The organism is Planktothrix sp. FACHB-1355 (assembly GCF_014748295.1).
Lineage (GTDB): Bacteria > Cyanobacteriota > Cyanobacteriia > Cyanobacteriales > Aerosakkonemataceae > Aerosakkonema > Aerosakkonema funiforme_A.
In genome coordinates this window covers 1-5593 of the sequence record NZ_JACJUP010000365.1, presented here as the reverse complement: position 1 = coordinate 5593, position 5593 = coordinate 1, and the positions used below count along the sequence as shown (strand labels likewise).

The window sequence follows — 5593 nt, the reverse complement described above, 5'->3', positions numbered from 1 at the left end:
ATTGCAGTACATCCACAGCCACCAAGTAATTCACCGGGACATCAAACCGGCGAACTTAATTCGTCGCCAACAAGACAAAAAACTGGTACTGATCGATTTTGGGGCAGTGAAGAACCAGGTAAACCAAGCCGCTTCGAGCGCTTCAGAGCAAACAGCCCTAACAGCTTATGCGATCGGTACTCCCGGTTTTGCCCCACCAGAGCAGATGGCCATGCGCCCGGTTTATGCCAGCGACATCTACGCTCTGGGAGTCACCTGCATTTATCTGCTGACTGCCAAATCTCCCAAAGACTTGGATTACAATCCATCCACCGGCGAGATGCTGTGGGAAAAACACATCCGGGTCAGCCCCCACTTTGTCGAAGTTCTCAAAAAAATGCTGGAGGTATCAGTTCGACACCGCTATCAGTCAGCGAATGAAGTCCTCAGAGCCCTAGAGCTGGAACCTTATATGGATAGCTTAGCTCAGGGTCTGATCGTTCCCCCCTCTGGTGTCTCCCAGCCGCCTCCTAGCAAGTTCGGGCCAATTTCCAGCGGTTCGGCGGGAGCGTCAGGTGGAGCGGCTGGGTCGGGGTCGGTTTCCCGTGCGGCAATGGCGATTCGCGCTCGACGAACTAGACTGGAGGGAACCGATATAAACTCAGGCATAGCAGGGAATCGGAGCGGTATGGGCAGAACCGGCGGAAATACAGTACAGAGTAGCGGTTCGACTGGAAATAAAAGCAAAGTGCCCCGCAAGCTGGATGCCCAAGAAGTACAATCATCCTATAACAAGGGCAGACGCGATTTCGCACAGCAAAATCTCAGCTTGCTCAACCTGCAAAAAGCTAATTTGTCGGAAGCAATTTTCCATCAGGCAAGGTTGAACAAAACAAACCTCCAAGGAGCTAATTTGTTCCATGCCGATTTTGGCAGAGCGAGTTTAAATTACGCCATTTTGCGGGATGCAAATTTAGGTAGGGCTTATTTGAGCTATGCAGACTTAGAAGGTGCTGACTTGCGGGGAGCTGACCTAAGTTACGCCCATTTAAGCAATGCTAATCTCAGAGGCGCAAACCTCTGTGGAGCAAATCTTACAGGTGCCAGAATAACAGAAGAGCAGTTGGCTACGGCAAAGACAAACTGGATGACAGTGCGACCTAGCGGTAAAAGAGGCTTGTGGTAAGGTTGTCAGTTGTCAGTTGTCAGTTTTGCGGATAACTAATGACCGGGACTAACGATCGATGACCAAGACAGCACTTATCACAGGAATTACAGGCCAAGATGGCTATTACCTCAGCCGATCGCTCTTGGAAAAAGGATATCGCGTCGTGGGATTGTTGCTACCGCAACGCCAAACTAATCTAGCAAAACTGGGTTCTCTTGCCGATCGGGTAGAAATTTACGCTGTAGACCTCACAGATTGTGGGGCTCTTGAGGATGCGGTGGCACAATTGCAGCCCCAAGAAATTTATAATTTGGCGGCTCCCAGTTTCGTACCGGATTCGTGGAACGATCCCCTGGGAACGCTGGATTTGGTCACGGGAACGGCAACGCGATTGTTGGCCGCAGTACGCAAAGCGGGACTCGCGACTCGCTTTTATCAAGCTAGCAGTTCGGAGATGTTTGGTGATGTAGATCGATCGCCCCAAGACGAACAAACGCCCTTTCGTCCGATGAATCCCTACGCAGCGGCAAAATTACACGCTCATTGGACTATGGTGCATCACCGCCAGCACTACGGTTTGTTTGCTTGTAGCGGTATTTTATACAATCACGAGTCGCCCCGACGCCCGCCTCAATTTGTCACTCGTAAGGTATGTTTGGCCGCAGCAGCAATAAAATTAGGGTTGAGCGACACAATTGAAATGGGCAATCTGGATGCTAAACGCGACTGGGGTTATGCTGGAGATTATGTAGAAGCAATGTGGCGGATGCTGCAAGTTGATGTACCGGAGGAATACGTAATTGGCACCGGTGAGCTACATAGCGTTCGGGAACTGGTGGCTACCGCCTTTGAGTGCGTGGGACTGGACTGGAATCGCTATGTCGCGGTACAACCAAAGTTATTCCGACAGGACGAACATTTTCAATTAGTTGCCAACCCAGCCAAAGCCAAAAATAACTTGAAATGGGAGCCTGAAGTTAGCTTTGAAGCTCTTATAGAAAAAATGGTTTTGAAAGATTTGGAACGATTGAAAAATGGCAAGATATCGCCTGCTACTTTCAGTAAATAGATATTAGCCAAGTCAAGAACTCACCGTCAACCCTAACGGGTATGACGGGAGCTTGAAAAAGCTCGCTCCTTGACCAGACTAAGTGCTTCGCGCACTACGTTATTCAACTCAAGAAACCTACAGATGCGTGCCAGTTTGTAGCTCTTTCGTACAGCTTTAAACAGGTGTAACGAGTTAAACCAGTGAGTTGTACCCAACAAGGTTGAATAACATTGTCGAGGCAAACTTTACCAGTAATGAGAGGTGCAGTAATGCGCGTTTTCGTATTAGACAAAAGCTTAAATCCTCTTGACCCTTGCCATCCAGCAAGAGCAAGAGAACTATTACATAAAGGGAGGGCTAAAGTATATAAGCGCTATCCATTCACAATAATTCTGCCAGATAGAGTTGTTGAAGATTCAGTCACTCATCCTCACCGAATCAAAATCGACCCAGGTTCTAAAACGACTGGCATTGCTGTTGTTCAAGAACAAACAGGGCGAGTAACCAAAGGCTTAGAAATTGCACACAGAGGGCAACAGATTAAAGATGCGCTTGAGTCTAGGCGGTCTTTAAGAAGAGGTCGTCGTAACCGTAAGACCCGTTACCGCAAGCCTCGTTTCTTAAACAGAACCCGTAAACAGGGTTGGCTACCACCATCTCTTGAGAGTCGCATCGCCAACATTGAAACCTGGGTTAGACGAATCACGAAACTTTGCCCAGTCACCGCAATTTCTCAAGAGTTAGTCCGGTTTGATTTGCAGCAAATACAGAATCCTGAAATTAGCGGGTTAGAGTACCAACGAGGTGAACTATTTGGCTTTGAGGTGAGGGAATATCTACTTCAGAAATGGGATAGAAAGTGTGCTTACTGCGGCGGAAAAAACGTTCCATTCGAGATTGAACATATCCTTGCCAGGAGCAAAGGTGGTTCTAATCGAATTAGTAACCTTTGTCTTAGCTGCCATTCCTGCAACCAAGCCAAGGGAAATAAATCTATTGAGGAGTTTCTTCAGCAGAAACCCGAAGTTCTCAAACGAGTTTTAGCTCAAGCAAAAGCACCCCTTAAAGATGCAGCAGCAGTTAATGCTACCCGATGGGAATTATATAGAAGGCTTCAAACAACTGGGTTGCCTCTAGAGGCAGCTTCTGGAGGTCGGACAAAGTTTAATCGCAAGACTAGAGGGATTGAAAAGTCTCATTGGACTGATGCGGCTTGTGTTGGCGAATCTACTCCTGAAAAACTATTACTAAAAGGTGTTAAACCTTTAATTGTTAAAGCCAAGGGACACGGGACTCGTCAACGTTGTCGTCCCGATAAATACGGATTTCCCAAAGCTCATGCTCCAAAGCGTCAGTTTTTCCAAGGATTTCAAACTGGCGACATTGTTAAGGCTGATATTTTGTCGGGTAAGTATACAGGGAAATATATAGGTCGCATTGCTATCCGTTTTAGACCAAGCTTTGTTCTTCAACTACCCACTCAAAAGTTTGATGTACACCCCAAATACTTGAAAACCATTCATAAGGCTGACGGCTATGAATATCAACAACCCTGAAAACAAGGATTCGCTCACGCTCAATTTTAATGCTGGCGGCAATTCCCCGACCGCTAACCCTACCCTTGTATAACGGGAGTCCCCTTGCCGCATCTGAGATGGATACAGTAGAAGAGTATCGCAATATCATAGAACGCATTTTAGAAGCACATCATCGGATTCCTTACAGTCATGGGGAACTTGAAAGTAAATTCATTATCGATCGCGAACGGAACAATTTTGTCATTATGGTGTCAGGTTGGGACGGTAAACGCAGAGTTCACGGTTGTGTCGTTCACGTTGAAATCGTTAACGGCAAAATTTGGATTCAAAGAGACGGAATTGAAACTGGCATTACCGATGAACTGGTTGCCGCAGGCGTTCCAAAAGATAAAATTGTTTTGGCTTTTCATGCTCCCAATGTCCGGCAGTATACTGGATATGCGATAGCTTAAATTCGCCCCTGCATCAGGGAAGTAACTAGCCCCTCAAAGTATGACAGAACAAAACAATCGCTCCCAATGGGATTTCAGCAGATTTGTGGAAACTCTCACTTATTTCGAGGTTATCCCTTTCCTCAACTGCATACAACGGTTGCTGCAAGGTCGCACCAAGGATAATAATATCAGACCTGATGGAGATAAAAAAGTGGGAACGATATTGGTAGCGGGTGCAACTGGCGGTGTGGGTAAGCGCGTGGTGCGACGACTGATCGATCGCGGTTATCGAGTACGCGCCTTAGTTCGAGATTCCCAAAGAGCAAAACAAATGCTTCCAGACAAAGTGGAATTGTGCGAGGGCGATATTACTATACCAGAAACTCTGACGCCTGCATTGATGAGCGAAGTGAGTGCGATCGTCTGCTGTACCGGAGTGCGCGTGCAACCGGTGGAAGGAGATACACCGGATCGCGCCAAATATTACCAAGGTATCAAATTTTATATGCCAGAAGTAGTAGACAGTCCGGAAATTGTGGACTATCAAGGCATCAAAAATTTGGTAGAAATAGCTGCCAAATATCTCCCTAAATCCGATGAAAAAATCATCTTCGATTTCAGCCAAGCAACCGATGACTTAAAAAACATTTGGGGTGCTGTCGATGATGTCGTCATGGGTGGCGTCAGTCAAAGCGGTATTCAATTAGTAGATAACACCGCATTATTTGCCGGCAATGTATCGACTGCCAATTCCGGCGGTTTTGCTTCCGTCCGTACCCGCAATTTTGACATTCCCTTAGATTTATCTGGATACGAAGGTATCGAATTGCGCGTCAAAGGAGACGGAAAGCGATACAAATTCTTCATTCGCACAGAAACTCAATGGGATGGTGTCGCCTACAGCTATTCTTTCGACACGGTAGCAAACACCTGGATAAGTGTGCGCGTACCTTTCGCCGATTTAATTCCGGTTTTTCGCGCCAAAACTTTGTCAAACTCCGAAAAAATCAATGCTAGCAAAGTGCGATCGTTCCAGTTGATGCTGAGCAAATTTGAATACGACGGAGCGCTCAACCCCAACTTTACACCGGGCGGCTTTGCTTTGCAAGTCGGATCGATCGCAGCTTATGGTAACTACCGTCCGCAATTCATCGCCATTAGTTCCGCTGGCGTCACTCGTCCCGGTCGTCCGGGATTAAACTTAGAAGCAGAACCGCCAGCAGTGAGAATGAATGACCAATTAGGCGGAATTCTGACTTGGAAATTGCGCGGCGAAGATGTTATCAGAGCCAGCGGTATTCCTTATACTATTATCAGACCTTGTGCGCTAACAGAAGAACCGGGTGGCAAACCGTTAATTTTCGAGCAAGGTGACAACATTCGCGGCAAAGTCAGCCGGGAAGATATCGCCGAATTGTGCCTA

General features: G+C 47.0%; 6 protein-coding genes. 5 read left to right on the top strand and 1 reads right to left on the bottom strand.

Features of this window, described 5'->3' with window-relative positions:
* A partial coding sequence (locus H6S82_RS16020; protein ID WP_191056416.1) for a pentapeptide repeat-containing protein occupies window positions 1–1165 on the top strand: 1165 nt, incomplete at its 5' end.
* Window positions 1166–1223: 58 nt separating this feature from the next.
* Complete coding sequence (locus H6S82_RS16015) at window positions 1224–2216, top strand: GDP-mannose 4,6-dehydratase (RefSeq protein ID WP_190464297.1); 993 nt, start codon at window positions 1224–1226, stop codon at window positions 2214–2216.
* A 103-nt stretch (window positions 2217–2319) separates the two neighbouring features.
* Here H6S82_RS16015 and H6S82_RS16010 read toward each other — a convergent pair whose 3' ends face one another.
* Window positions 2320–2490 (bottom strand): hypothetical protein, encoded by a 171-nt coding sequence (locus H6S82_RS16010; protein ID WP_190464298.1) that lies wholly within the window; start codon window positions 2488–2490, stop codon window positions 2320–2322.
* On the opposite strand from H6S82_RS16010, the gene iscB reads away from it, so the two are divergent.
* From iscB to H6S82_RS15995, 3 genes are all read left to right on the top strand, one after another.
* The gene (iscB, locus tag H6S82_RS16005) at window positions 2468–3754 is read left to right on the top strand and encodes an RNA-guided endonuclease IscB (RefSeq protein ID WP_191056415.1); all 1287 of its coding nucleotides are present in this window, start codon (window positions 2468–2470) and stop codon (window positions 3752–3754) included. The genes H6S82_RS16010 and iscB overlap by 23 nt on opposite strands.
* 29 nt (window positions 3755–3783) lie before the next feature.
* Window positions 3784–4188, top strand: coding sequence for a XisI protein (locus H6S82_RS16000; RefSeq protein WP_347339508.1), 405 nt, complete (start codon window positions 3784–3786; stop codon window positions 4186–4188).
* A 40-nt stretch (window positions 4189–4228) separates the two neighbouring features.
* On the top strand, window positions 4229–5593 hold a 1365-nt coding region (locus H6S82_RS15995; protein ID WP_191056414.1), incomplete at its 3' end, for a CIA30 family protein.